This is a genomic window from Rhizobium changzhiense (assembly GCF_013087625.1).
Taxonomy (GTDB): Bacteria; Pseudomonadota; Alphaproteobacteria; order Rhizobiales; family Rhizobiaceae; genus Rhizobium; species Rhizobium sophorae.
In genome coordinates this window covers 190,933-217,927 of the sequence record NZ_JABFCQ010000006.1, presented here as the reverse complement: position 1 = coordinate 217,927, position 26,995 = coordinate 190,933, and the positions used below count along the sequence as shown (strand labels likewise).

The 26,995-nt window shown below is 61.6% G+C and carries 20 protein-coding genes and 1 pseudogene; 15 read left to right on the top strand and 6 right to left on the bottom strand.

The window, feature by feature from the left end:
* The first annotated feature begins 129 nt into the window (after positions 1-129).
* A complete protein-coding gene (locus G9X68_RS26375; protein WP_171604886.1) occupies positions 130-1,914 on the top strand; it encodes a trimethylamine N-oxide permease in 1,785 nt (594 codons plus the stop codon).
* A gap of 109 nt (positions 1,915-2,023) precedes the next feature.
* On the opposite strand, the gene G9X68_RS26370 is transcribed toward G9X68_RS26375, so the two are convergent.
* Together G9X68_RS26370 and G9X68_RS26365 are read right to left on the bottom strand one after the other, a co-directional pair.
* The gene (locus tag G9X68_RS26370; RefSeq protein WP_168315143.1) at positions 2,024-3,055 is read right to left on the bottom strand and encodes an aldo/keto reductase; all 1,032 of its coding nucleotides are present in this window, start codon (positions 3,053-3,055) and stop codon (positions 2,024-2,026) included.
* A 239-nt stretch (positions 3,056-3,294) separates the two neighbouring features.
* A pseudogene (locus G9X68_RS26365) lies at positions 3,295-4,511 on the bottom strand (flavin monoamine oxidase family protein).
* Between the two features lie 255 nt (positions 4,512-4,766).
* Between G9X68_RS26365 and G9X68_RS26360 the strand changes: the two are divergent.
* From G9X68_RS26360 to G9X68_RS26325, 8 genes are all read left to right on the top strand, one after another.
* A complete protein-coding gene (locus G9X68_RS26360; protein WP_171604885.1) occupies positions 4,767-5,366 on the top strand; it encodes a class I SAM-dependent methyltransferase in 600 nt (199 codons plus the stop codon).
* Between the two features lie 123 nt (positions 5,367-5,489).
* On the top strand, positions 5,490-6,164 hold the full coding sequence (locus tag G9X68_RS26355; protein ID WP_011655266.1) for a response regulator transcription factor: 675 nt from the start codon (positions 5,490-5,492) through the stop codon (positions 6,162-6,164).
* Positions 6,161-7,561, top strand: coding sequence for a sensor histidine kinase (locus G9X68_RS26350; protein ID WP_171604884.1), 1,401 nt, complete (start codon positions 6,161-6,163; stop codon positions 7,559-7,561). The genes G9X68_RS26355 and G9X68_RS26350 overlap by 4 nt, the downstream gene beginning before the upstream one ends.
* Before the next feature lie 12 nt (positions 7,562-7,573).
* Positions 7,574-8,554 (top strand): 3'-5' exonuclease, encoded by a 981-nt coding sequence (locus tag G9X68_RS26345; protein WP_171604883.1) that lies wholly within the window; start codon positions 7,574-7,576, stop codon positions 8,552-8,554.
* A 160-nt stretch (positions 8,555-8,714) separates the two neighbouring features.
* Positions 8,715-8,861 carry a DUF1127 domain-containing protein gene (locus tag G9X68_RS26340; protein WP_003548073.1) on the top strand — a complete coding sequence of 49 codons (147 nt, stop codon included), beginning with the start codon at positions 8,715-8,717 and terminating at the stop codon, positions 8,859-8,861.
* A gap of 625 nt (positions 8,862-9,486) precedes the next feature.
* The gene (kduI, locus tag G9X68_RS26335; protein ID WP_171604882.1) at positions 9,487-10,323 is read left to right on the top strand and encodes a 5-dehydro-4-deoxy-D-glucuronate isomerase; all 837 of its coding nucleotides are present in this window, start codon (positions 9,487-9,489) and stop codon (positions 10,321-10,323) included.
* A complete protein-coding gene (kduD, locus tag G9X68_RS26330; protein WP_319004761.1) occupies positions 10,320-11,084 on the top strand; it encodes a 2-dehydro-3-deoxy-D-gluconate 5-dehydrogenase KduD in 765 nt (254 codons plus the stop codon). The genes kduI and kduD overlap by 4 nt, the downstream gene beginning before the upstream one ends.
* 42 nt (positions 11,085-11,126) lie before the next feature.
* Positions 11,127-11,867, top strand: a complete 741-nt coding sequence (locus tag G9X68_RS26325) for a FadR/GntR family transcriptional regulator (protein ID WP_171604880.1) — start codon at positions 11,127-11,129, stop codon at positions 11,865-11,867.
* A 21-nt stretch (positions 11,868-11,888) separates the two neighbouring features.
* Here G9X68_RS26325 and G9X68_RS26320 read toward each other — a convergent pair whose 3' ends face one another.
* On the bottom strand, positions 11,889-15,176 hold the full coding sequence (locus G9X68_RS26320) for a GH36-type glycosyl hydrolase domain-containing protein (protein ID WP_171604879.1): 3,288 nt from the start codon (positions 15,174-15,176) through the stop codon (positions 11,889-11,891).
* Positions 15,177-15,521: 345 nt separating this feature from the next.
* Between G9X68_RS26320 and G9X68_RS26315 the strand changes: the two genes are divergently transcribed.
* The 3 genes from G9X68_RS26315 to G9X68_RS26305 all read left to right on the top strand — a co-directional run bounded on the left by G9X68_RS26315 (position 15,522) and on the right by G9X68_RS26305 (position 18,978).
* Positions 15,522-16,190 carry a hypothetical protein gene (locus tag G9X68_RS26315; protein WP_171604878.1) on the top strand — a complete coding sequence of 223 codons (669 nt, stop codon included), beginning with the start codon at positions 15,522-15,524 and terminating at the stop codon, positions 16,188-16,190.
* A gap of 851 nt (positions 16,191-17,041) precedes the next feature.
* Positions 17,042-17,302: a hypothetical protein gene (locus G9X68_RS26310; protein ID WP_131139697.1), complete on the top strand. Its 261-nt coding sequence runs from the start codon at positions 17,042-17,044 to the stop codon at positions 17,300-17,302.
* A gap of 362 nt (positions 17,303-17,664) precedes the next feature.
* Complete coding sequence (locus G9X68_RS26305; RefSeq protein WP_171604877.1) at positions 17,665-18,978, top strand: MFS transporter; 1,314 nt, start codon at positions 17,665-17,667, stop codon at positions 18,976-18,978.
* On the opposite strand, the gene G9X68_RS26300 is transcribed toward G9X68_RS26305, so the two are convergent.
* Positions 18,975-20,564 carry a DHA2 family efflux MFS transporter permease subunit gene (locus G9X68_RS26300; protein ID WP_171604876.1) on the bottom strand — a complete coding sequence of 530 codons (1,590 nt, stop codon included), beginning with the start codon at positions 20,562-20,564 and terminating at the stop codon, positions 18,975-18,977. The two genes, G9X68_RS26305 and G9X68_RS26300, sit on opposite strands and share 4 nt — an antisense overlap.
* A gap of 588 nt (positions 20,565-21,152) precedes the next feature.
* Here G9X68_RS26300 and G9X68_RS26295 point away from each other — a divergent pair.
* Positions 21,153-23,174: a beta-N-acetylhexosaminidase gene (locus G9X68_RS26295; protein WP_171604875.1), complete on the top strand. Its 2,022-nt coding sequence runs from the start codon at positions 21,153-21,155 to the stop codon at positions 23,172-23,174.
* Positions 23,175-23,260: 86 nt separating this feature from the next.
* Here G9X68_RS26295 and G9X68_RS26290 read toward each other — a convergent pair whose 3' ends face one another.
* Positions 23,261-23,737, bottom strand: a complete 477-nt coding sequence (locus G9X68_RS26290) for a winged helix-turn-helix transcriptional regulator (protein WP_171604874.1) — start codon at positions 23,735-23,737, stop codon at positions 23,261-23,263.
* An 89-nt stretch (positions 23,738-23,826) separates the two neighbouring features.
* Between G9X68_RS26290 and G9X68_RS26285 the strand changes: the two genes are divergently transcribed.
* Together G9X68_RS26285 and G9X68_RS26280 are read left to right on the top strand one after the other, a co-directional pair.
* Positions 23,827-24,642: an oxidoreductase gene (locus G9X68_RS26285; RefSeq protein WP_171604873.1), complete on the top strand. Its 816-nt coding sequence runs from the start codon at positions 23,827-23,829 to the stop codon at positions 24,640-24,642.
* Positions 24,643-24,689: 47 nt separating this feature from the next.
* Positions 24,690-25,691, top strand: coding sequence for an NADP-dependent oxidoreductase (locus G9X68_RS26280; protein WP_171604872.1), 1,002 nt, complete (start codon positions 24,690-24,692; stop codon positions 25,689-25,691).
* 26 nt (positions 25,692-25,717) lie between these two features.
* Here the strand turns inward: G9X68_RS26280 and G9X68_RS26275 are convergent, their stop codons facing one another.
* The gene (locus G9X68_RS26275; RefSeq protein ID WP_171604871.1) at positions 25,718-26,920 is read right to left on the bottom strand and encodes an ROK family transcriptional regulator; all 1,203 of its coding nucleotides are present in this window, start codon (positions 26,918-26,920) and stop codon (positions 25,718-25,720) included.
* Positions 26,921-26,995 lie beyond the last annotated feature (75 nt).

Genomic DNA, 26,995 nt, shown 5'->3' with positions numbered 1-26,995 from the left:
AGACTCGGGAATCCGTCGGGAACACGGATCGCCAAAATCATCCGGGCGGACTTGAGACAGTGAGGGAGACACGTTCAGGGAGACGTACGAAAGATACGTCCGGAACAGATATAATGGGGAATTTCAACGATGACAGACGCTGTGGAGGCCGGGATTTCGTCCGGCACCGAAGGTAAGCTTATACGCGCCCTCGATTGGAAGGGCGCATTCTGGGTGGCTGCGGGCGTGCCGCCGCTCGTCCTATTCTCTATCGGCGGCATCGCAGGCACGACGGGCAAGCTCGCCTTCGTCGTCTGGATCATCTCGATGGTGATGGGTTTCCTGCAATCCTTCACCTATGCCGAAATCGCCGGCATGTTCGCCAACAAATCCGGCGGCGCCTCGGTCTATGGCGCCACCGCCTGGCTTCGTTATTCGAAATTCATCGCGCCGCTCTCCGTCTGGTGCAACTGGTTTGCCTGGTCGCCGGTGCTATCGCTCGGCTGCGCCATCGCCGCCGGATACATCCTCAACGCATTCTACCCGATTCCCGCGGCGGATTCGCAGATGGTCCTTGACTGGATCTCAGCGCATGCCGCTTCCATCACGGCCGACAGCCCCCGCGTCGCCGAATATATCGCGGCCCATGCCGGCACCACGCCGGATGACGCCGTCAAGGCATTGCTCGGCACCGACGGCGTCGCCGCCCTGACGCCGGCGATCCGCAGCTGGTCGCTTTTGAGCTTCAATATTCCCTTCCTTGCCACCGCCAATATCAACGCCACCTTCTTCATCGGCGGCATCCTGATGCTGATCATCTTCGCGATCCAGCATCGCGGCATTTCGGAAACGGCAAGCGTGCAGAAATGGCTGGCAATCATCGTGCTGGTGCCGCTGCTCATCATCGGCCTTTACCCGATCGTCAGCGGCCAGATCCTTGCCACCAACGTCACCGGCCTCGTGCCGCCGACAGCCGCCTATGCCGCGGCCGACGGCACCTGGAGCAACGGCGGCTGGACGCTTTTCCTCGGCGGCCTCTATATCGCCGCCTGGTCGACCTACGGCTTCGAGACGGCGGTCTGCTACACCCGCGAACTCAAGAACCCGAAGACCGACACCTTCAAGGCGATCTTCTATTCCGGCCTTGCCTGCTGCCTGTTCTTCTTCCTCGTGCCCTTCGCCTTCCAGGGTGTTCTCGGCCATGCAGGCATGCTGGCCCCCGGCATCGTCGACGGCACCGGCGTTGCCGAAGCGCTCGGCGGCCTGATCGGCGCCGGCAGGGTCATCACCCAGTTGCTCGTCGTACTGATGATCATGGCGCTCTTCCTCGCCATCATGACGGCGATGGCCGGCTCTTCGCGCACGCTCTACCAGGGCTCGAAGGATGGCTGGCTGCCGAAATACCTCGACCACGTCAACGAGAACGGCGCGCCGACCAGGGCGATGTGGACCGATTTCGCCTTCAATCTCTTCCTGCTGGCGATCGCCTCGGATGTCGGCGGCTATTTCTTCGTGCTCGCCGTCTCGAATGTCGGCTACATCATCTTCAACTTCCTGAACCTCAATTCCGGCTGGATCCACCGGATGGATTCCGGCCATATCGAACGTCCCTGGAAGGCGCCGACCTGGCTGATCGGCCTCAACACCGTGCTGGCCTTCGTCAACGCGCTGTTTCTCGGCGCCGGTGCCAAGGTCTGGGGTTATTCCAATGCGCTCTGGGTCGGCTTCATCTTCGCCGCCCTGATCCTGCCGGTCTTCGCCTATCGCCACTATGTGCGCGACGGCGGCAAATTCCCAGCCGGCGCGATGGAGGATCTCGGTCTCGTCGGCCAGGATCTCGGCGTCAAGAAAGCCGGCATCCTGCCCTATGTCGCACTCGCCGGCGGCCTGGCGATCGTCCTGATCGCCAACGTGATCTTCCAGCTTCCGGCCTAAAATCGCCTCCCAAGCAGAAAGGCCGAAAAGCCGCCATGGAAACATGGCGGCTTTTTCATTGGCGGTTGCAGACCGGGCGAGACGACTCATCCGATTGCAGACAGAAGGCTCAGCGGCCGCCCTCGATCTTGCGGTGGCGCTGGTTGATGCCGCCTTTGCCGTAGGGATAGTCGAAAGGCTGGGGCGCACTCACCTCGTTCAACCGCGCCATGTCGTCGTCGGAGAGTTTGAGCTTCATGGCGCCCAAATTGTCGGCGAGCTGTTCCGGCGTGCGGGCGCCGAGGATCACCGACGTGATTGCCGGCTGCGCCGCCGTCCAGGCGAGCGCCACCTGCGCCATGCTGACGCCATGCGCCTTGGCGATCTCCTCAACGACAGCGATGATTGCCCAGGTTCTCTCCAGCGCATTGCGTGGCGCATAGGATTCGCCGCCGCGATTGGGGTTTTCGCCGAGGCGGGTGGCACCCGTCGGCATCTCGTCGCGCTTGTACTTGCCGGTCAGCCAGCCGCCGCCGAGCGGCGACCACGGCAAAAGACCCATGCCGGCATCCTGGCAGGCAGCGACAATCTCGAGCTCGATGTCGCGCACCAGCAGGTTATATTGCGGCTGCAGCGTCACCGGGCGGGTATAGCCGCGCGCCTTGGCGATCTCCGAGGCCTTGGCGATGTGCCAGCCGACATAGTTGGAGAAGCCGTAATAGCCGATCTTGCCGGAGGAAACCGCATCGTCGAGGAAACGCAGCGTCTCCTCGATCGGCGTCAGCGCGTCCCAGGCATGCATCTGGTAAAGGTCGATCTGCTCGAGGCCGAGGCGGCGGAGCGAATCGTCGAGAGCCTGGCCAAGATGCCGGCGCGACAGGCCGATATCGTTGGGGCCGTTGCCCATCGGAAAGCGCCCCTTGGTGGCGACGATCGCCTGGCGGGCCTCGGTCGGGCGCGCCTTCAGCCAGCGTCCGATGATCTCTTCCGACTTGCCGGCGCTATAGACATCGGCGGTATCGATGAAATTGCCGCCCCAGGCGAAATAATCGTCGAGCAGCTTGTGCGAGGCGGCCTCATCGGCCTCCGCGCCGAAGGTCATGGTGCCGAGGCAATAGGCGGTGACGACGGTCCCGCTGGGACCGAGCTTGCGATAATCCATTTCTTCCTCCTCATGCGGATACCCGCAGCCGACGTGCAAACGTCGGGGTAGAAGCCGGGGCTCCTGCAATCAATGACAATGACAATATTGTGCTTGAGGCGGCCGCTTGCCGCCGGATGACGTATAGCGCCCCGGGCTGGGAGCACAGGGGCTGGGGTGAGCATAACCAATCCCGCCCGCGCGACAAGTGAGAAAAAAATATTCCTGCCTGCCGTCGCGGCCGGTGACGATCACGGATTTTACCAAAACGAGCCGGCGATCCGATCGGCAGCGGCGGCGCCGGTCTCGTAGGCGCCGTGCGCCGTCGAATAACGCGACTTCGAACAAGCTTCGCCGGCAAAGAAGATCCGCTCGTCATGCGGTGCGGCGAGACGGCCGCGTTGATCGGAGGCGCCGGGCTCGGCGTAGGAATAGGAGCCGCCGATATGGGGCATTGCTGCCCAGGCCGACATTGCGGCGACTGATAGCTCCTTGCGGATGTCCGCGCCAAAATGTGCCGCCAGTTCATCTCCAGCGAAGGAGAAGGCAGCCTCTCTGCCTTGCCCCTCCAGATCATGCGCAAGGTCGCCGGCAAAATAAGCCTCGACGACGGGAGCGCCGAACGGCCGGAGCTGATAGGTGCCGGTCGCGCCGCGACGGGTACAGCCGAGCATATGCGTGTCCGCCGGCAGCGCCTCCTGATTTGCGAGCCTCAGGAACAGCTTGTCGGCGAGCCCGAGCGGTAGACGGGCCGCGGCCTCGATCTTGTCAGGCAAAGGCGGGTCGAAGGCGATCTTGCCGGCGGCAAGCACATTCGTCGAAACGGTCACCAGCACCGCGCGGGCATTGAGCACACCCTGGTTCGTCTCGACGCCCATACGGCCGGCATGACGATGGTCGATGCGGGTGACCTCGGTGCCGAGCCTTGCCCGAACCGGCTTGCCGTAAAGCGAGACCAGCGTTCCATAGCCCTCGCGCACCCGCCAGTCAGGGCCAGGGCCGGGATCGTATCTGTTGTAATCGACAACCGACGACCGCTCCAGTTCGGCGCCGGTGATATAGGTGCCGACCGCCCGGATCTGGCCGTTCCAGGGATTGCCGGGCTCGAGCATATCGGCCATGGCTGCGTCATTCCCCCCGTGGCTGCACGCGCCTCCGCATCCTCCCGCTGAAGCCGCCGTCCGCCATCATTCCAGGGTGCCGGCGTGCGGTCGACGGTCAGTCCAACCTCGCCGGCGATTGCAGTCCAGGCATTGGTCCGCGCACCATGCAGCCAGCCGCAGCCGAGATCGAGCGCGATATCGGCGTCAGGCAGCCCGACCGTCCAGGCGCGCCCGCCGAGACGGTCGCCGGCTTCAAGCAGGAGGATGGAAAGACCCGGGCGGATTGCCTGCAGGCGGCGGGCGGCGGCAATGCCGGCGGCACCGGCGCCGATGATGACGACATCCTCGTCGGCACCTTTTTTGTCACCAGGCATGCATTCTCCTTCGGTCGCTCGCCGCCTATTCGCCTACCCGAGGGGTCCTGGGATCTAACAGCTAAGCTCCCCATCCATGGAACGCAAGGGACGGCCGGACGGCCGTTCCCGCCCGATCACGTTCGATTGTAAAATGCACCCGCAGCCTGTCTCGTATGAATATCCGCCTTAGCAGCGATCCGCCGGCGATCTGACAGACTGTTGCAATGTTGAGCCGCTTCATAGGTGGGATCAGAACATCAATGTGAAGGTCCAATGCCACGTCTCGATCGACGACGCTTTCTCCTCGCCTGGCTTCGCGCGCCTCTGCGCATCGCCTCGATCACGCCGTCAGGCCCTCGCCTTGCGGGCCTGATGACCAAGGAAATTTCTGCGTTGACCGGGCCGGTTCTCGAGCTCGGCCCGGGCACCGGTGTTTTCACCGCGGCCCTTTTGGAACGCGGCATTGCCGAGCGCGATCTGACGCTGGTCGAATACGAGCGGGATTTCGCCACGCTGCTTCAAGGCCGCTTTCCCGATGCCAGGGTGCTGCGGGTGGACGTGCGGCAGATGTGGAAGACGGCGCTTTCCGGAAGCTTCTTCGGCGGCGTCGTCAGCGGGCTTCCGCTTCTTGCCATGCGGCCGGAGGACGTGCGGGCGCTCCTCGAGGGCTGCTTTTCCAACCTCAGGCCATACGGTGCCTTCTATCAGTTCACCTACGGGCCGAAATGCCCGGTGCCCGTCGAAATCCTCGACTCCCTCGGCCTTGTCTCCACGAGGATCGGCTGGACGTTGCGCAATCTCCCGCCGGCCGCGGTCTACCGGATCAGCCGCAGATACCAGCCAATGATATTGATCGAGCAGCGCTGCGCATGATGACGGATACTATCCTTTGCTATGAGGCGGCGATCCTGCATTCGATGCGCAACAGGCATCGCAGACTTGCTCGATGGTGATATGGTTTCCACCTATGGACCGAGGCCCCGATAGGAATGTGAGATGCGCATATTACTGATCGAGGATGAACCTCAAATGGCCGTGGCGCTCCGGGGGGCGCTCACTAGGCACGACATGGTGATGGATCACGTTTCGACCCTGTGCGACGCCGAGCTGGTGATCGGCGACGGCGCCTACGACGCCGTCCTCCTGGATCGGCAACTGCCCGACGGCGACGGCCTCGAACTCATTCCGAAGATCCGCAAGAAGGGGCTGACGCTGCCGATCATCGTCATCACCGCCAAGGGAGAGGTTCCAGACAGGATCACCGGGCTTGAGACCGGCGCCGACGATTACCTTGCCAAGCCCTTCGTCTTCGACGAACTTCTGGCGCGGCTGCGCGCCGTGATGCGCCGCTCCGAAACCTTGCGCCCGGCGCTGATCTCGATCGGCCGTCTTTCGTTCGATCCGACCTATTGCGACATCATCGTCTCCGGCCTGCGTTTGGAAATGCCGCGCCGGGAGGCGTTGGTGCTCGAATGCCTCATGCGCCGTGCCGGTCGCATGGTGCCGAGACCCGCCTTGATGGAAGCGGTCTTCGGCTTCGACGACGAGATCCAGTCGAACGCGCTCGATTCCCACATATCGCGGTTGCGGCGCAAGCTGGCAGCATCGCAAGCAGGCGTGGTCATCAACGTTATCCGGGGCGTGGGTTATCTCCTGCGTGAAGCATCATGAGCAAACGATGCTCCTATTCGCTGCGCAAGCGCCTGTTCTGGCGGCTTCTTGCCGTGCAATCGGTCGTGCTCATCCTGGTGATGATCGTGCTGATTTCGGTTGGCAAGTTATCCGAATTCAGCTCGACGGAGGGCACGATCGAGATCCTGCGCCAGGCCGTCTTCCGCCAGCCCACCGGAGAGTTGAGCCTGAGGGAGACCGAGGATCTGCGACAGCTGCGCAAAGACGCGCCCGATCTCTGGTACACTATTCGCGACATGCAGGGACATGTTTTGACCGAGGGCCGGATTCCGGAAGAATATGCCGCAATCGGCAACACGCTCGATCATGTCGGCCAGGCCAAGTTCGGCTCGAACCTCGGCGACCACGACCGTCCGGCTGCCCGGATGAAGTGGATTGCGACGGATTGGGGGCAGGTGCAGTTTCTCACGGGCACCGACGGCCCCAACTCCTCCACCTTCATCCTGCTCAAGCTCTCGCTGGTCCTTGTAAAAATTGTTATTCCCATCGTCGCGGTGATGGCGTTGGGTGCGTTGATCGCGACGCCGCTCGTCGTGCGAAGGTCGCTGGTCGGGATCGACCAGGCCGCGCTCCAGGCCGATACGATCGATATCGACCAGCGTGGCGGCCGGCTGTCGGAAAACGATATTCCCGAAGAGATCGCGCCGCTGGTGCACGCCGTCAACCGCGCGCTCGGCCGTCTCGACGAGGGTTATGAGCGGCAGGAGCGGTTTCTGACCGATGCCGCCCATGAGCTGCGCACGCCGATCGCCATTCTGAACACGAGAATTGGATCGCTACCGCACAGTTCGATCAAGACCGACCTCTTGGAAGACGCCGCAAGGCTCGCCGTTCTCACCGAGCAGATGCTCGATCTTCAGCGACTGAAACAGGGCAAGGTCCAATTCTGCAAGGTCGATCTTGGCCAGCTGGCGAGGAAGGTCATCATCGAGATGGCGCCGCTTGCCTTTGCCGCCGGTTATACGGTGCAGTTCGATGTCGACGGCGCCGGCGAGATCGAAGGCGATCCTCTGGCGCTACAGCGCGCCCTGATGAACATCCTGCAGAACGCAATCAACCACGGCGGCAGGAAAGGCACCATCTCACTGACGTCAGGCTGCAACTGGATCGAGGTCAGCGACGAGGGACCGGGCATCCCCGCCGATGTCCGGGATCGGATATTCGAGCCGTTCTTCAAGCGCCATCACGACGGACGCGGTGCCGGCCTCGGCCTCAATCTCGTTCGCGACATCCTGCGTTTGCACGGCGGCGAGGTGACGATAGACAACCGCAATCCCGGCGCGGTCTGCCGGCTGAGCTTCCCGCCGGAGAGGGCAGCAGGTGGGGATACTCCACAGCGCCTGCCGCGAGTGATGGATTCAATCGCGTCTCCGTGACATATAGATTCGATGAGCGTGCACAGAGATTCGCAACTCGACATGTTTGCCAAGGCATCGCCCGCGACGGCCAAGGCACGCGGTCCATTGCACCGGCGGCCATCGCAGCCGGTCGTTCACTCCGATGAAGACATGGTGCGGGCGCTCGAAGAGAGCGGCAACTATCGCATCTTGAGAAAGCTGGCCGCCCGGCCTATTGCGTCAGTCAGACAGCCCGGGTTTTCGCGGCTCGGCGTCATTCTCGATACGGAGACCACAGGTCTTAGCCACCGCAGCGACGAGATTATCGAAATCGGCGCCGTCGCTTTTACCTTCGACGACGACGGCGCGATCGGCGATATCGTCGGCGTTTACGGCGGCCTGCAACAGCCGTCCCGGCCGATCCCGCCCGAGATCACCCGGCTGACTGGTATCACGGATGCGATGGTCGAAGGACAGCTCATCGATATCCAATCGCTGCGCAGTCTGATCGAGCCGGCGGATCTGATCATTGCCCACAATGCCGGTTTCGACCGGCCGTTCTGCGAGGCCTTTTCCAAGATTTTCAGCGGCAAAGCCTGGGCATGCTCCGTTTCGGAGGTCGATTGGAGCGCCCGCGGCTTCGAGGGTACGAAACTCGGCTACCTCGTCGGTCAGGCCGGATATTTTCACGAAGGCCATCGCGCTGTGGACGACTGCCACGCGCTCCTGGAAATCCTCGATCGAGAGCAGCGCGACGGTGAAAGCCCGTTCACCGAGCTTTACCGCGCCAGCCAGCGCTCGCGCATCCGTATCTTTGCCGAACACAGCCCGTTCGAGATGAAGGATCATCTGAAGGCGAGGGGTTATCGCTGGTCGGACGGCAGCGACGGCCGCCTGAAGTCCTGGTGGATCGAAGTCGGCGAGGAGGATCTCGACGACGAACTCTCCTATCTGCGATCGGATATTTACCGATGGGCCGAGGCGGAGCCGCCGATCGTGCGGCTGACGGCCTTCGATCGTTTCAAATCCTGATTGGCTACTAGATACGGCGACCCATGCAGGGGCCGCATAGGTGCAGTGATGCATTGGCGCTGCAATAATCAGATGTCCCATACTATATACAGTTCGTCGAAGCGAACGAAGCGCCAAGGACTGGCAGCTAAGCTTCGAAAGCCCACGAAAGGGGATCATCATGAACGTAGCACGCTCTTTCAATAACTGGCGCAAGTACCGTCAGACGGTCGCTGAACTGGGTCGTATGTCCGCACGCGAACTGGACGACCTCGGCATCGGCCGCAGCGAAATCCGCAACGTCGCCCGCGCAGCCATCGCCCGCTAACGGCAGCTTAGACCAAGCATCTTCGAGACTTGCCCAGCGCCTGCTTCCTCCCGAGCGGGCGCTTTGCTTTTGTGCTTCCGGCAAATGGATCCAGGGTGATTAAGCTTCCCGCTTTTCGCATAACGCATAGCTGCCCTGCAAAGAAATGCCTACCAACTGAGCAAGAAATAAGTATGATTATTTCTATCGAAGCGATGCACCTCCTCCCGCGTCCCTTCGATGTACAGGCGTCCCATCCTCCTCCCAGGGCCGTCTGTGGAATGACAGCACTCCTCCTCCCAGCTGTCGTTCGGTTTTTTTCGAAAGCCTGCCGCACCTCCTCCCGCGGCAGGCTTTTTCGTTTTGGCCCCAGAAAATGCCGGACCGCGCCGAAGCGTCCGCTTGCGATCATCGCTTGATGATGGCGTCATCATCTCCGGAAACTCTCCTATCTATTCCCGAATTCGCTTCGTGCTCTTGCGGGCCTTTACGGCTCCTCAAGCGCGCACGGACAAACATGTTGACTCCAAACTTGTCGTACAACTATGTAACCGGATGGATACCGCCGCAGCGGAACAGGCCGGGCAAGACCGGCTCCCGCAATAGCGACGACCCTTGGCGACAATGAAGCGGAAGGAAAATTGACATGCAGATCGACGTGAGGCACGCCTCCCATCCCGAGGCCGTGCGTGATTTCGACACGGAGACGCTGCGGCGTCATTTTCTGGTGGAAACCGTCTTCGCGAGCGGCGAGATCCGGCTCACATATTCGCATTACGACCGGATGGTCATCGGCGGCGCGACGCCGCTCGGCCCGGGGCTGACGCTGACGGCGCCGACGGCGATCGGACAGGAAACCTTCCTTGCCGAGCGTGAACTCGGCGCCCTGAACATCGGCGGTGCCGGCCGCATCATCGTCGACGGCACGAACTACGATCTTGCCAAATATGATTGCCTCTATGCCGGCAAGGGCGCCAAGGACATCCGGTTCGAGAGCGCGGATGCGGCCAATCCGGCAAAGTTCTATCTGGTCTCGACGCCGGCGCATCAAACGCACCCGACCGTATTGCTCACCCGCGAAAAGGCTCGTCACCTGACGCCGGGCGAAGCCGCGACGGCCAACAAGCGGTCGATCTACCAGTTCATCCATCCGGATGTCTGCCAGTCCTGCCAACTCACGCTCGGCTTCACCATGATCGAGCCGGGCAGCGTCTGGAACACAATGCCTGCCCATACGCATGACCGCCGCATGGAAGCCTATCTCTATTTCGATCTCGAAGCCGAGCAGCGCGTCTTCCACTTCATGGGCGAGCCGCAGCAGACCCGGCATATGCTTGTCGCCAACGAACAAGCGGTCATCTCGCCGCCTTGGTCGATCCATTCGGGCGCCGGCACCAAGAATTACAGCTTCATCTGGGCGATGGCCGGCGACAATAAGAGCTTCACCGACATGGACCATATCGCCATTGCGGATCTGAGGTGAGCACCGTGGCAAATCCCTTCGACCTTTCCGGCCGAACTGCCGTCGTCACCGGCGCCAATACCGGTATCGGCCAGGCGATCGCGGCCGCACTCGCTGAGGCCGGTGCATCGATCGTCGGTGTCGGGCGTTCCTCGATGGATGAAACCGAGGCGCTGGTGAAGGAGGCGGGCAGCCGCTTCCATGTCGTCAAGGCCGATCTCGCCAGCATCGAACCGGTCAAGGGGATCGTCACTGAGACCATCCAGACCTTCGGCGGCCTCGACATCCTCGTCAACAATGCCGGCATCATCCGCCGCGCCGATGCGCTCGACTTCACCGAGGAAGACTGGGACGCGGTGATCGACGTCAATCTGAAGACCGCCTTCTTCCTGTCGCAGGCGGCCGGCCGCCATATGGTCGACAAGGGCAGGGGCAAGATCATCAACATCGCCTCGCTGCTCTCCTTCCAGGGCGGCATCCGCATTCCGTCTTATACCGCCTCGAAAAGTGGCCTCGCCGGACTGACCAAGCTGCTGGCCTGCGAATGGGCCGGCAAGGGCGTCAACGTCAACGCCATCGCCCCCGGCTATTTCGTCACCAACAACACGACGGCGCTGCGTGAGGATCCGGACCGCAACGCCGCCATCCTCGCCCGCATCCCGGCCGGGCGCTGGGGAACGCCGTCCGAACTCGGCGGTGCCGCCGTCTTCCTGGCATCGTCGGCGTCCGACTACGTGCACGGAACGGTGCTGCCCGTCGATGGCGGTTGGCTGGCGCGCTGATCGGTTTCGGCGCAGCCGCCCCGACACCAGGATCGAAACAGGATGACGGACAAGGACAACGCGGTCTTCAACACCTTTCAGCAGGCGCCGAACCTGCGCAGCAATCTTGCCGACATGTTGACGGCGCGAATCGAGTCCGGCGACCTGAAGCCCGGCCAGCGCCTGCCGACCGAACAGGCGATCATGGCGACGACCGGCGTCAGCCGGACGATCGTGCGCGAGGCGCTCGCCGCCCTGCGCGCGAAGGGTTTGATCACCACCCGCCAGGGACTGGGCGCGTTCGTCTCCAACGATCCGACGCCAAGATCCTTCTCCATCATTCCGAACGACCTGCAGTCGATCGACGAGGTCCTGCGTGTGCTGGAGCTGCGCATGGGGGTCGAATATGAAGCTGCCGGTCTTGCCGCCTTGCGGCGCACGCAGGAGGATATCGACCGCATGCAGGACCGTCTCGACGCCCTCGACAAGGCGCTCGAGGAGGGCGGATATGGCGCGCAAGAGGATTACGCGTTCCACAGATCCATTCTGGTCGCGACACAAAACTCCTATTACGGCCGCCTCTTCGACACGTTCGGCAACATCATGGTGCCGCGGCAATGGGCGCGCTTGGACAAGATGACTTCAGCCGAGCGCAAGCGCCATGCGGCGCGCATGCGCCGGGAGCACCATGCCATATTCACGGCGATCCGCGACGGCGAAGAAGCCGCTGCCCGCCGCGCCATCCGAACCCACCTGTCGAAGAGCGCCGCGCGCTTCGAAGAGCTGCGCGACGCCACTGCATAGACAGCGCCTCGTCCTGAACTGTTACGCCTCAGATTTCGGCGTCATCAGCCGCCGCCAGGCGGCGTGATCCGTCTGCAGATCGACGGAAGCGTGAACCTCCGGCAGAAGCGGTTTGCGTTTGCGCCGGCCGAAGCGCCGTTTGAAGCCGAGGATATTTTCGACGAAGCTCCTGGTGTAGAGCCCGGGGCCGCTTGAATAGATGCGCCATCCGCCGTCGACCGCGATCTCTCCCGCCTTGACGCGCTCCCATTCGGCCGCTGCCTGATAACGATCATGGAAAGCCGCGTCGCTGCTGCTGAAATAGGTGTTGCGCTGGCGCAGCGATGCATGCGGCAGCGCCGTGGTGACAGAAATCGGATTGACGACGGCGATCGCCTGCCAGAGTTCGTCCGCCTCGGCATCGAGTGCCAGCGTTTCGCAGTAGCGCAGATGCGCATGCACATACATCAGCCCGATCTCGCGGCCGAAGAAGGAGGAGGATTCGGCGCGGCGAAACAGCGTCTCAGGCCCGCCGGCATAGGTCGCCGGTCTTTCCATCAGCCGCACGCCGTCGGGAAAAAGCAGATGCTCTTTAATCAGCTTCATATGATCGCGTCTTTGCGCCGGCGTGAAGAGGCCGCCGAGCATTGCCTGCGTCATCGAGATCAGCGAGAAATGCAGGCCGGTGCGCCGGTCGCTCGGATGCAGCAGCAATTCGACGCCGTCATGGCTGGGATCGAAGATGCCATAGCCGGCAACGACGCCGTCGCGCACGAGATGGCGGTTGAAATCCCGGCGCATCGCCGTTGCGATCTTCCTCAAACCCTTGGCCTTGTCGCCGTGGCCGAGGCGGCGCAAGATCGCCGAATAACGGACGATCTGCTCATAGAGCAGGGCAACGGTCCAACTGCTGACCATCCAGTCGCGCAGATGCGGATCGGCCGGCTGCAGGGAATCGTTCCAGTCTCCCTCGCCATAGCGGATCAGATGCGTACCCGGGATGAAAGCTTCACGAACGGTATCAAGCAGCTTCTCGACATGGATCGCAATGGTGTCGAACTCCGGCGCCCGGGCCATCGTCTTTTCGTCACGCCAGGAGACCTTCTCGTCGAGGATGGCGAGATCGCCGGTCGCTTCGATATAGTCGCAGAGCGCCTTCAGCGGCCAAACGACGATGTCGCCGTGACTATCGCCCGCCCGGATGTTGGCATAGGGCTCCAGCATGAACCATTGCGGCCAGTCGCCCTTTTCCAGGTATTGTTCGCTGAAGACGGTTTTCAGCACCTCCTTGGATTCCCGGTCATGCTCATAGGCGAGCAGGAATTCGATCGGCCCTTGGCATGCGTCGCGTGTGCCCCAGGCCGCACCGGTATATTGCTCGAGACCGTGCGGTACGCTCAGATGCACGATCGCATCATGCGCGAGCCAGGGCAGCAGCGTCGTCTGCGCGGCAAGGTCCGGCGACGTGCTGCCGATCGTCAAGCCGTGCACGGTGTTCCGCCAGAACTTTGATGCGGGTGCAAGCATGGCTTCATCGGTGATGCCGGCCTCATAACGTTGCGCCAACCGTTCGGCTTCCGCCGCATCGGTCATCGAGCCGACGACGGCGAAAGAGAGCGCTTGTATCGCCCGGGATCGGAGCGCCACGAAGGCGCCGTTGCGCGTTACCCCGTCGCTATAGAGCAGTTCGTCGCCACCGATCTCCTCGATCGCATCGGGCGTCGAACTCACCAGCCAGTAGCCGGCATCGGGATAACGCTCGCCCCAGAGCCAGGCCGGGTCCGGCCGGAAAAGGATGCGTTTGCCTGACGTATCGAATTCGATCTGCCCGCCCGCATCATATTCGCGCTCCCCGAGCACGACATGACCGAACACCAGGAAGCGGCACGGCTTGCCCTCGACGGACACGGTCCACTGCATCGCCGCGTCCTCGCCGGAGGCGACCGCCGACACGATGATCGTGCGTTCCGTGCAACGATAGATCCAGCGGCAATCGCTGAGCCCCATTTCGAAAGCCGAGGGCACCGCCAGTAGCTGCCAGCCGGCGCCGATATCCGCCATGATGCGCAGCCCGCTGGCGCGCGTCAGATTGTAGGGGTCGCGGGAGACGGAAAAGAGCTTGTGAAAGGACGTATTGCCGATCGTCAGCTGCGCGGCGAAAATGCCCTGCATCCAGCAGGTCGCGGCGAGCGTCGCATCGTCGAGCAGCATATTCTCACCGCTTCTGACGATCGCCCCGTGACGGCGCGCCACGATGAGCTCCTTGTCGCGCAGGACCACATGACGGTTCAAAACGCCGTCCGACACGAAAAACGAAAGAAGCTTTCCGTCGACCCGCTCTTCCAGGCTCCGCTCCGGATAGAGCTTGCCGATCGCCTTTTTATCCAGCGCCTCGGCCTTCAGCAAAGCAGCATCCTGAAGCAGGCTGCGGACCGGCGTGGCCTCCTCGATATCGGCGACCGCACTGTCTGTCGCCGCGAGCTCGTCAAGCCGTGAAAGATCGGCATCGCTCGACGCCTCGGGATGATCGGCGGCGAACACGGCAAAGAAGGTCACGGTCGCGCCGGTCGCCGGCACGGAGAGCGATTTCGACTGGATGGCAGGACATGCCGTCTCTTGCTGGCGCCGTTTGCTCGGCAGGCTGGTGCCGAAGGGGCCGACCAACAGGTCGTCGAGACGGTCGCTCGCCTGCACCAGCTGGATCGCATCGGTGGCATAGGCAGCCGCCCCATCGAGGCAGCCCTGCACGAGCCACGGGTTGCGGGCGCCCGACTGCTTGAGATTTTGCCGGTTCATCACGACAGGGCCGAATGTCTGGTGACCGGCGATATGATGATCGACATATTGCGAGGCATAGGCTTCGCTGTTCATCAGGAAGCCGCGATCGCCGAGACCGACGTCCTGGATCAGCACCAGATCGACCGGCAGCGCGCCATCCTTCAGATGCCGGATAGAGGCACGCCAGAACCAGGCCGTTTCGGTGGGATGAAGCTCGAGGCGGACGTTGTAGCCGATATCGCCCGTTTTGCCGCTCCAGGAGAGGCTCGTCGCATCGTGCCCGAAGCTGCCATTAGCGCGTGGCCCGACAAGCTCCACCACCTCGGGCGCGGCCCCGCCGATGCGCAGATAAAGGCGACCGACGCCGCCGGCGAGCGGCGAGCCCTGTATCTGGTTGATCTGCACCGATCCCTTGTCGTCGGCATATTCGATGGCAAACAGCGTGCCGTTCGGCAGGGCCGATATCGACAGGCCGGAACCGTTGCTGATCGCAAAGAGGCCAAGCTCGTCGCGTCGGGGCATTTGAAAACTGCGCGTAAGGTCCGTGGCCATTGAGATCTCGTCGATTGGCTTCAGAAGGGAACTGGAGGATGACGCAAAATGGTTGAGGGAAATCTTACCACTATCGCCGGTTCTCGATTAGGTCCTTGAAAGACAGGCCAGCCGATATCACTTGATGTTTCAATTCGAAAGTTGCACCGAGAGGTCATTGCCAAGGCGTCAAAGGAACTGAGGTCGACGGTGACGATGATGCCGTCAGGTTGCTCAATGGCGCCATAAGGCGGGAACGGAGTTCCCTATCGTTTAAGTTCAAGGCAAACTGGGACGGCAAAGCGCTGATTCCGTCTGTGTGTGCTTCTTGACGCAACTCGCAACTCCCATTCAACGAGGTGACTATTGACGCAGTTCTTCGAAACCACCCAAGGGATCATGACAATCGGAGCGTTCATCGGCGCTGGCGGTTTAGCCGCTGGCTCCTTGCTTCCCATCGCCATCCGGCTTGCGAAGTCTGGGATCAACCGGCGCCCGAAAGCCGAGGTTAGAAACCTAGCGATGCTGACGGTGCTGGCCCTGGACGATTTTGTCGGAGCCAGCTATGCGGCCGTTCACGACATGCCCGAATTCAATCCTATGGATGAAGGCGAATTCGCGTTTCACGTTCGCGATCCAACCCTTGCACTTCCGCAGGACGCGAACTGGGGGCTTTTTAGTACCGAGCTTTCAGAAGAAATTTTGTGGTTGTCGAACCGAGTGAAGACCCTTTCTTATGCGTTGGATAGTCTCGACCTTTCCAGGCCCGGATACGATGGCTTCTTCGAGCGACGCCAAGAAGGTTATGCTGGTCTGGCGGCTGAAGCGATGGACATTATTGAGCGTATGCTTGAAGAGTTTGACCTCACCCTGCCTGCCAAGCCGGAATATTATCGCCAGCGGGAAGGTTTCGTTTCAGCTGTCCAAAAGGCTGGAGAAAACAACTCGCGGCGCTCAAAGGCGCGCGCTCTCGCGCACCCGGGTGGGTCAAATGTGCTGCAACTGTTCCCAAAGGCGAACGACGACGCCGAGTAAAATCAAACGAAATCGTCGAACCTGATCAAAGGCGTCGCGTCCTCACGTATGGCCTCTCCACGATTGGATGGCTCGTTTCTCTGTGGCCTAGTCCGGCGCCAGATCGACGCCTTCTAAAGAGTTCAAGATCCAGGTCGCGGTAGCAGCGTTCAAGATGCTATCGGACTACTTCGGCTGGATGATCCGCTGTTGCATAGCTGCATTGCACAAAAAATGTTTTCCAACCGATCAAAAAAGGGGCATGGTGATCACAGCTGATGCAACACGACGGCTTTCCTCCCAGTTCCGTCGTTTCAGCTGTTCCCCTCTGGAGGTTTATACCTTCACAATTAATGGGCCACGGTTCTCCGTCGGCCCTCTTTTTTTGTCCGCGAAGATCACGCGTTGCTGCCGCCGGGTTTGATCGACCGGCATCCAATCCCCAGGCGCTGGCCTCGGTCCTATAACCGCAATTCAGTCATTAAATAGAATTGTTTGAGATCGGAGTGAATATGCGAGCTACGTCGCGACATAATAGCTTTAAGATGTCGACAATCGTTTGCAAGCCTGTCGCACCGTGTCCGAGTGATATCTGGACTTTTACGGCACCGGGCCGAAATAGCTAAATATGTTGATTGAGAGCAGATCCTAGCTTTTGCCAGGCCCGGAGCGTGGCAAAAGCTGGGATCGGATATTGCGGCATTCCAGGCGTTCGCTTGCGATCGGGATGCAGACGTCCGCTTCAGCGCGGAGACGGAACTTCGCCGCCGTGGCAACGCGGACGTAAAAGTGGCTGACGAAGCCGAGCAGGGAACACTGCTTTAGGAGTTCTTCGGCTCCTGCAGGGGAAGGGACACAGCGGTGAGGGTTTGATGGCAGAACGAATGTCTGAACGCGCCAAAGGTGACATCGACGCTATTTTGGAACGGCTCTATCGGGTTTCCCCGGAGCTGGATAGAATTGCCACCGATTGCGAGAAAGCTTTGCGGCTCAATGCTGAAGCAAGAGGCGATTACATTTCGCCACGAACCATGCAGGCGTTTGCCGAAATGCGCGATGCCGTAAGCGCGCTGTACGGCTCGGCGCAGAATGCGATGAAGGAAGCCGACAGATTCTTTAAGCCGAAATCATAGGTTAGATTCGCTGCGAATGCGCGATATTTTCCCAAGATGAACTTGTCGCATGAACCCGTTAGGCCCATGGCGGTCGCATCGCCAATGTTCGTTTGTGCATGAGCGCGATTTACTGGCATCGCAGGAACGGCGCGATTGCCGCAAAAAGCAGTCCAAACCTCTCAAACACTTTCCTCCCAACCTTAGCAGCGGCCTCTCAGGCTCCGGCCTTTAGCTTCAGATCAGATGTACGAACGGATCACCTTGCAGAGTGTCATAAAACGCCCAGGTAAAGCTGGCAAATGGGCATCGCGGCTTGCGGCTGTGATCTTTTGGGCTGAATGCGCTATGGGCGGACCACGGCAGCCGGGTATGGAAAACAAATGACCACAATCACAATCGACGATGCACTCAACCACGCGGGGGCAGGACGATATCAGCGACGGCTGATGGCCATCTTCGGCTTGGTCTGGGCAGCTGACGCCATGCAGGTCATCGCGGTGGGCTTCACAGCGGCTTCGATCGCCACGAGCTTCGAACTAACGGTGCCGCAGGCGCTTCAGACGGGCACGGTGTTTTTCCTTGGCATGTTTTTGGGCGCAATGGGGTTTGGTAGGCTTGCCGACAGGATCGGCCGTCGCGGCGTTCTGATCGCGACTGTCTCCTGTGATGCCGTCTTTGGCACGCTGTCAATTTTCGCGGCAGACTTCACCTTCCTTCTGTTCATGCGCTTCCTGACCGGTGCAGCAGTCGGCGGGACGTTGCCGGTGGACTATGCGATGATGGCCGAATTCCTACCGGCGAAGAACCGAGGCAGGTGGCTGGTGCTGCTGGAGGGTTTCTGGGCCGTCGGAACCCTGGTTGTCGCACTTGCAGCCTGGCTGCTCAGTCTGTGGAACGTGGCCGAAGCCTGGCGATTGATCTTTGCAGTAACAGCGGTCCCGGCGATTATCGGTTTCGGTCTGCGGTTTTTCGTGCCGGAATCGCCGCTCTATCTTCTGCGCAAGGGAAGGGGTGGAGATGCAAAGGCGATCATCGACCGGATGGCCCTGGTGAATGGCCGCAGTGCTCTGGGAGAAGAGGTTGACATCGCGCCTGCGGCACCGACCCGTAGTATCGGAATATTCTCCCACGCTCTGCGGCGTCGAACCCTTCTGATCCTGGCGGTTTGGTTTCTGGTGTCCATTTCTTACTATGGCGTCTTCACCTGGATGCCTCCGAAACTTGCCGGGGACGGCTTTGGCTTCGTTCGAGGCTACGGTTTTCTTGTGCTGATCGCGCTTGCCCAGATTCCTGGATATGCGCTCGCTGCCTACGGTGTCGAAAAGTGGGGGCGGCGTCCAACGCTTGTGGCATTTTGCATCCTTTCCGCGATGGGATCCATATTGTTCGTCGTCGGCTCGTCCGCACTCTTGGTAGCGTCGTCACTGCTCATCATGAGCTTCGCGCTGCTTGGTACGTGGGGTGCACTCTACGCCTATACGCCAGAGCTTTATCCTACTGCGTCTAGGGCAACAGGAATGGGTGCCGCCGGTGCTATGGCTCGGCTTGGAGGGCTGCTTGCGCCATCGTTGATCAGTCTTTTTGTGACTAAGGATTTCGGCCTGGTCATCGGGATTTTCGCTGCTTTGCTGCTGTTGGCAGGTGCTGCAGCCTATTTCATCGATGCCGAGACGCGCAGTGCTAAGCTAGCCTAGAAGCCGTTTGGCCGATGCGTTGGCTTCCATCTCAGGATCGCGGGGGGGGTAGACGTTGGCCGCCTGGCAAAAGGCACTGAAAGCAGGGCGCAGCCGGTCAGGACGGCAATCACCATCCAGGCTTCGTTGATTGCCCGGACGCTTGCCGCGGTCTGGACCAGCGGATCGAGCAGTGCCGTGGTATCCGCGTCGAAGCTGCCACTATGCCCCGATATGGTCTGAAGAGGTGCGCCGACGAATGTCGCAGCCTCGACGTCGCCGGCTTGAAGACGGGTCCAGAGGCCTTGTCCCAGCGGTTCCGACCGCGTGTAGATGATGGTGTCGATGAGAGCGATGCCGATAGCCCCGCCAAGATTGCGCATCAGGTTGAAAAGTCCGCTCGCGTCGGGAATGCGGTCTGGCGGCAGAGTGCCGAGAGCCAGCCGCGTCGGCGGCAGCAGGCAGAACATGATGGCAACGCCGCGCACGACCTGCGGCCAGAACATCGCGTCATAATCCGAACGAGGATCCTGAAACGCGCTCATCCCGACACCGATCGCAAACAGCGCGAAACCGGCCGCCGACAGCAGGCGCGCGTCCATCCGCTTCTCCAGCGCGACTGCGATCGGCGCCGTGATCAGCTGCGCTATGCCGGTGACCAGCATCGTCATGCCGATTTGGAGGGCGTCGTGTCCTCTGATGAAAGCGAGAAAGACCGGCATGAGATAGACCGAGCCGAAGAGGCCGATGCCGAGCACGAAGCTCAGAACCGATCCGACGAGAAAGTTTCGATCGCCGAAGTTGCCGAGATCGACGATCGGCCGGTTTCTGCGCAGCGTTCGCCAGATGAAGACAGCTCCGGATGCAAGGCAGACTGCCAGCAGACTTAAAACATAGGCCGAGATCCAGCCGCTCGTCGGCGCCTCTTTCAGGCTGAGTTCCAGGCTCGTCAGCGCGGTTGCCATCAGCAGAAGCGACAGGCCGTCGAGATGCCTGAGTTCGGACGGATCGGTCGCCTGCTTTGGCAAGGACCGTGTCGCCAGGGTTGCCGAGGCAATGCCTGGAAGGATGTTGATCAGGAACAGCCAGTGCCAGGAATAGGTCTGCGTCAACCATCCGCCGACGATCGGCCCGACGGTCGGTGCCAGCACCGCCAGCACACCGGCGATTGTCGTCGCAAGCGCCTGCCGCTCGTTCGGGAAGAGAATGAACACGGCTGAAAACACCGAGGGGATCAGCGTTCCGCCGGAAAAACCCTGAAGCACCCGCCAGGCGACCAGCTCGCCGAAGCTGCCGCTCATCGCACAGCCGGCAGAGGCTGCGACGAACAGGCTGATGGCGGTAACGAACAGCCATCGCATCGTCAAAAGCCGGGTCAAAAAGCCGGTGAGCGGGATCGCAACCACTTCGGCGATGAGATAGGCCGTCTGTATCCAGCTCATCTGATCCGGATCGATATCCAGCGCCGACTGGATGGTCGGCAGCGATGTCGCCACCACCTGGACGTCGAGGATCGCCATGAACATGCCGACGCACATCGCCATGAATCCGAGCCAGACGATGGCGGATGTTTCATCAGGGCGGGCAGATTCAAGTCGTTCCGACATGCGATGATCCCGCGGGCTGCATTCTCCGCCCAGGGTGCGAAGACTAAGGCCGATCCTGTTTACGATCGAGACGGTCGGCGGCATGCCGCAAACAAAGACGTGGAGCGGTAATTCCGCCGATGCCGACACCATAGTTCGGATGAGGACGGAAGCGATAGGGATCTGCCAACACAAATACGTCACCAACGCGACCAGCCGTCCGACGCCCGACTCGATGGAATCCGAGAGCGCCCGACGAGGTCTTCCTGGACTTCGGTGCGTCGCTGAGAGCCAATCCGGAGGCGCTGCAGAAATTTCCAATCGGCAATTGACGTGTCGGCGGGAAACTGACTATCAATCTTAAATCAATTTGATTGACATCAAAAACCTCCGGATTGCCGGGATGAGGTTGAGCAAGCATGCACCCGCCCATTTGCATCGGAGCCGGCTTTGCGGAAGCAACCGCTCCGACCCGACTTGGCCACGCGATCATCGGCAACATTTCCACCCGCCGCCTTCTACCAAAAGGCCGCTGGCGCCATACCCCAATTCCGCTCCCGGTATGCGCCGGAATACGCATGATCCGATCTTCAAGAGGAAAGAGTGACCATGTCCACATCGCGACCGAAAACCCTGCGGCTTGAAACCCTTTGGAACCCACCTGCGGATGGTAAGGAGTTTTCCTACGTCCTGCGCCTCAAGAACCTCGGCACCGAACCGCTTTCGAATTTCTCCCTCTGCGTCAGCGGCCCGGGTCGTGTCGATCCGGCCGGGCGCGTCGAAGGCGCCACGGTTTCGCAGCGGCTCTCGAATTTCACCGAATTCCAGCCGCCGGCCAATTTCGTTCTCGGCGCCGGCGAGACATGGACGATATCGGTCTACGCGCTGAGCTGGCAGTTCCGTCACTGGACGGACGGCGCGACGAGCGGCTATCTCGCGCTTTCCGACGGCAGCACGGTCGTGCTCACCATAGAGCCGACGCGATCTTCGGTCAGCAATGCGCCGCTGAAGCGTGGCGCCGAGATCTATCCGGTTCCCGTCAATGCACCCGTTCAAGTGTCGATCATCCCCTGGCCGAACCATGTGGCGGTCACTTCCCGCCGTCCGCTGCCGGCCGGTTTTGCGCCGCAGGCGCAGAGCGCTGAAGGGGAGGCGGGATCAAAAAGTTTCGCAGCGCTGGTCGAGCATCTCTTCGCCGTCGAAGGCATTGTGCGGAGCGAGGCGGAAGGCGCGGTTCCGGTTGCCCTGAAGGATGCCGCCGGGCTCGGGCCAGAGGCCTATCGGCTGAGCTTCGAGGGTGAGGCGATCACGATCGAGGCAAGCCGCCAGACCGGCTTCCTCTACGGCCTCGTCACACTCGGCCAGATCTGGCGCGGTGCAAGGCTGCATCCCGAGGTCTTCCAGTTTCCGGCATCCGGCGAGATCGTCGATGAACCGTCGATGGGCTGGCGCGGCCTGCATCTCGATGTCGCCCGCCAGTTCTACGCCGCCGCCGAGGTCAAGAAGCTGCTGGCAGTGCTTGCCTGGAACAAGCTCAACCGCTTCCACTGGCACCTTTCCGACGACGAAGCATGGCGCGTCGAGATCGACGCCTATCCTGATTTGACGGCGGTCGGTGCCTGGCGCGGCCACGGCCTGGCCGTTCCGCCGCTGCTCGGTTCGAGCCCGGCCCGCACCGGCGGTTATTACACCAAGGCTGCCATCCGCGAGATCGTCGCCCATGCCAAGAGCTTCGGCGTGGAGATCGTGCCGGAGATCGATGTCCCCGGCCACTGCTACGCCATGCTGCGGGCGATACCGGAGCTGCGCGATCCGGCCGAGGTCGGCAGCTATTATTCGGTTCAGGGCTTCCCCGACAATTGCATCAATCCGGCCCGCGAGAAGACCTATGAGATCGTCGAGACGATCCTTTCGGAACTCATCGAGCTCTTTCCGTTCAAGACCATCCATCTCGGCGCCGACGAAGTGCCGCTCGGTGCGTGGTCCGGTTCGCCGCAGGCGCTCGAGCGCCTGCGCAGCGTGGCGGGGAACGAGGTTGCCGATGCGCATGCCAAGCGGCTGAACGTCGTGACCAATACGCATGGCGCCGATGACATTCACGGCTCGGGTGCCGCCATCCTGCAGGCGGAGTTCCTGAGCCGCGTCCAGCGCTTCCTTGCTAGCAAGGGCTGCATCACCGGCGGCTGGGAAGAGGCGGCCCACGGCGATGTCATCGACAAATCGAAGAGCTATCTCTGCAGCTGGCGCAATGTCGAGGTCTCGGCCGAACTTGCCGAGCGCGGCTACGAAATCGTCGTCTGCCCCGGGCAGGTCTATTACCTCGACATGGCGCTCAGGCCTGACTGGGATGAGCCCGGCGCCAGCTGGGCAGGCACCTCCGACGCGGAGAAGCTCTACAATTTCGATCCCATCGGCGGCTGGACGACAGCGCAGAAACAGAAACTCCTCGGCATCCAGGCCTGCATCTGGTCCGAGCCGATGACGGATCGCGCCGTTTTCGACCGCCTCGTCTTTCCGCGCCTTTCCGCACTTGCCGAAACAGGCTGGACGAAGCCGTCATCCAAGTCGTGGGAGCGTTTCCGGGCGCTCGCGGGACTGATGCCGCTGCTCTACGGACTGCAGCAGTCGTAGCGGCCCGGATTGGGCCACGGGTTTTGATTTGAGGATCACCCCGCCATCGCCGGAGGCGGTGATGGCGGGGGATACTGACATCGCTTTCAAAGGGCGTTGTCAGATGCCGCTTCATCTGCCGCGGGCAGCTGACATTCGGGTGCGGCGATACGAATAGGACGTGTTCCAATCGGCGCGCCGGTCGCGCGGTCGATGGTGACGGGATCGATCTCCATACCGGACTCAGCATCGAAGAAGCGGGTGACTGCACCGCCGCCGCGGTGCTTGCGGCCCCAGGCACCGATTGCAAACAGCACCGGCAGAAAGTCGCGGCCGGCTTCCGTCAGCACATATTCGTCGCGCGGCGGACGCTCGGAATAGCGACGCTTTTCCAGCAATCCTTCCTCGGTCAGCGATGACAACCGCCCCGTCAGCATTGTCGGGACGATGCCGAGGCTTTTGCGAAATTCATCGAAGCGGGTCAGCCCCGCATGGGCGTCGCGCATGATCAGCATGCTCCACGCATCGCCGACGAGCGCCAGGCTGCGGGCGATAAGGCAGGGCTGTTTGGAAAGATTCTTCATGTCGATATCTTTTTAGTAGTGACTTGCTATCGATTTGATAGTAACAGAATGCCCATGAACGTTCCACGACAAAATGAAGGCAGACGTCGATGAGCAAAAGAGAACGCGGCATTGCCCTGGTCACCGGGGCTTCCTCCGGCATCGGGCTGGTGACGGCGCAAGCGCTGCGGCGCGATGGTTACCGTGTGTTCGGCACCAGCCGAAAGCCGATGGCCGACACTGGCGATGGGATCACCATGCTGGTCTGCGACGTCATCGACGATCAATCCGTGCAGAGCGTCGTCGACGAGGTTCTGAAACACACGGGACGGATCGATCTTCTCGTCAACAATGCCGGGATCGGCCTGCTCGGCGGCGCCGAGGAATCGACGACGGCGCAGGCCAAAGCCGTGTTTGACGTCAACGTCTTCGGCACGATGCGCATGACCAATGCAGTGCTGCCGGTGATGCGGCGGCAACGTAGCGGCCGGATCGTCAACCTGAGCTCGATCCTCGGGCTGATCCCGGCGCCCTTCAACGCGCTCTACGCAGCGACCAAACACGCGATCGAAGGCTATTCGGAATCCCTCGACCATGAAGTGCGCACACAGGGCATCCGCGTCGTGCTCGTCGAACCCGGTGTCACCCGCACCTCCTTCGAGGAAAACATCACGCGCCCGGACCGGCCACTTGCCGTCTATGATGCAGTGCGCGCCGACGCGGAGAAGCTGATGCGCGAGATCGTCTCAAAAGGCGATGCGCCCGAGGTGGTCGCCGCAACCGTCATCCGGGCTGCCAATGCGGCCTCGCCCAAGCGACGCTACACAGCGGGGAAGGCCGCAGGACAGGTGCGTTTCATCCGCCGCTTCCTGCCCGAGTCCTTCGTCGACAAGAGCCTCCGGAAATTCAACAAACTTCCCGATTGATCCTGCTTGCGGCATTGTCGGATCACACAAAACGAAAGTTCGCCCTCATGAAAGCATTCCTGATCGATCGCTACAAGAAAGGCGGCGCCCTCAGGCTCGGCCAGAGCCCTGAACCGCAGCTGCGCGAGAATGACGTCATGGTCGAGATCCATGCCGCCAGCGTGAACCCGCTGGATGCCAAGATCCGGGACGGAGAGTTCAAGCTTATCCTGCCTTACCGGCTTCCCTTGGTGCTCGGCAATGATGTCGCTGGTGTCGTGGTCCGCGTCGGCGCCAATGTCCGGCAATTCAAACCCGGTGACGAAGTCTATGCGCGTCCTGACCAGGATCGCATTGGCACGTTCGCCGAGTATATCGCCATCGACGCTGCCGATGTTGCGCTGAAGCCCGCCAATCTCACCATGGAAGAGGCCGCATCCGTTCCGCTTGTGGCGCTGACCGCATGGCAGGCGCTGGTCGAGCGCGCCAAGCTGCAGAAGGGGCAAAGGGTGCTGATCCATGCGGGCTCCGGCGGCGTCGGCACCATCGCGATCCAGCTTGCCAAACATCTCGGCGCCCAGGTGGCGACGACAGCGAGCACGGCAAATATCGATCTGGTGAAAAGCCTCGGCGCCGACGTGGTGGTCGATTACAAGAAGGACGACTTCGAGAAGGTTTTGAAGGGTTATGACGTCGTGCTGAACAGCCTCGGCAAGGAGACGCTGGAGAAATCGCTCGCCGTCCTGAAGCCCGGCGGCAAGCTGATCTCGATATCAGGTCCGCCCGATCCCGATTTCGCCAGGGAAAACGGTTTCGGCTGGCTGCTGCGGCAGGTCACGCGCTTCTTGAGTTTTGGCATCAGGCGAAAATCGAAGCGCTGGGGGATCGACTATTCCTTCCTCTTCATGACGGCAAACGGCGCGCAGCTCGGCAAGATCGCCGCGCTGATCGAGGCAGGCGCCATCCGCCCCGTCATCGATCGGGCCTTCCCGTTCGAGAAGACCAACGAGGCGCTGGACTACGTGGAGACAGGCCGCGTCAAGGGCAAGGTCGTCATCGCGGTAAAGTGAGGTCTGGACGTCCGATGAGCCCCGGCCTAGCCGAGCGGCTTTTGCAGGACGTCGAAGCGCGGATTGGTTTCGGAAAAGATCGGCAGGGCGGCGGCGCCGAGGATTGCCGTATCCTTGCCTGTCATGCCGATCATCACCCGGGGTACCGCCCGCTTCCGGTTGGGATCGATCGGGGTGTGCAGCGGCTCCAGCCGTTCGGCGAGCCGGCGCATCAGCGATGTCGATATGCTGCCGCCGAGCACGATGGTCTGCGGATCGAAGGCCAGCTCGAGGAAATCGAGGGTCTGCCGCAGCGGCTGGATGGCCTGATCCAGCCAGGCGTCGAGACCTTCGCCGCCCTTGGCGATCAGCGCGTCGAGCTCGTCAGGCGACAGCTCCTCGGCATTGGCAATGCCCATGTATTCGTAAGCGACGGCCGGCGAGATATAACGATCCAGACAGCCGCGCTTGCCGCAGCTGCAGAGCTTGCCATGCGGTTCGACGATGATATGCCCGATCTCGCCGGCATTATTGCGGCTGCCCTTGTAGAGGTGACCATCCAGGAACATTCCGGCGCCGATGCCGCCCCCGCCCGCGAGAAACAGGTAGACGAAGCTGCCCAGACCGCGGGCGACGCCATGAAGACGCTCGCCGATCGCTGCTGCCGTCGCATCGTTCTCGACCAGCACCGGCACCTTTACCCGCTGTTCCAGCTCATGCCCGACAGGAAAACCCTGCCAGCCGGGCAGGTTCAGCGGGCTGAGAGAGGTCGTGCCGCCATCGGCATAGCGGCCGGGCAGGGCCATCCCGACGCCGAGCAGGCGGTTCCGGTCGAATGCGAAGGCCTGCTGAAGATCCTCGACCATTGCTTGGAGAGCCGGCATCGCCCTTTGTGGATCCGGATGTTCGACGTGCCGCTCGATGCGCGCGCAGACGGCTCCGGAGAGATCCGTCAGGACCCCGCTTGCGCGCTGGCGGCTAAGTTCGAGGCCGATCGAATAGGCGCCGCGCGGATTGATGGAATAGGGGATGATCGGCTGGCCGCGCGCCAGCTTCTGCGCCTCGGATGGAACGAGAAGGTGCGATCTCTCCAGTTCCTCGACGATATTCGACACGGTCTGGGCAGTCAGCGCCGTCATCCGGGCGATCGCCGCGCGCGACAAGGGACCGTTCGTGCGGACAGCCTCGATCACCACACGCCGGTTGTGAGACTTGGCCTGCTCGAGATTCGTGCCGGAGATCGTCTTCATGTCGCCTTCAAAGGAAATGGTGCGTCACCCTTGTCACAAGACGTACACCGATGAAAGCTCCATTCTTCTTCACGC